General features: G+C 36.0%; 1 protein-coding gene. It reads left to right on the forward strand.

Features of this window, described 5'->3' with window-relative positions:
• The first annotated feature begins 285 nt into the window (after window positions 1-285).
• Complete coding sequence (locus HMPREF9304_RS14415) at window positions 286-426, forward strand: hypothetical protein (protein ID WP_156104785.1); 141 nt, start codon at window positions 286-288, stop codon at window positions 424-426.
• The last annotated feature ends 210 nt before the right edge of the window (window positions 427-636 follow it).

Consider the following 636-nt stretch of genomic DNA (forward strand, 5'->3'; position numbering starts at 1 on the left):
TTAATGTGGTTATAAGTGAATTTATGAGAGGAAGAGAAAGTTTTGCAGAGGTCTCAAGGTAGCAGTCATTAACTATTGCGCTGCACGGTTCAGTTCTTCCCTATAGGCAACATGTGCCTGAGCCCAAGTTTAACAGGAAAAATTATTTTTCATAAATTTTCGGGATGTCATGTGTAGTATTAATTTGATAAATGATTGTTAATCAAGTGTATGTCATTGTAACGAGGAGTAAAATCAGATTTGTAAGACACCGTCATATCAAAATTATTTCGTTACTTTGCACTCATGCACGCAAATGTACAGACACTATTCAACCCTGCAACAAGCGACATGGATCCTTATTATCGTATCAAGGAGTTATATCGTGACGTGCAGGGTCATTTACATCCGCTAATTCTGTTGAACATCGGCTTGAATCTTTATTGACTGCTGTACAAGTTCTAAATTGCATACGCCCATACATTTCCTTCTTTATTAACCTCAACTCATCATGAGATGTGCGTAACCAACTCACTTGAAGATTTATTCTTGGTCGATTACAAACTTGCTTTGGCGAAGTTACATATAATTTTTTAAGAAGGTAGGACATCTGATTATTTTTCGTATCTTTGTTGCATTATTTCACTCTTAAGCATG

Source organism: Hoylesella timonensis S9-PR14 (assembly GCF_000762405.1).
Lineage (GTDB): Bacteria > Bacteroidota > Bacteroidia > Bacteroidales > Bacteroidaceae > Prevotella > Prevotella timonensis_A.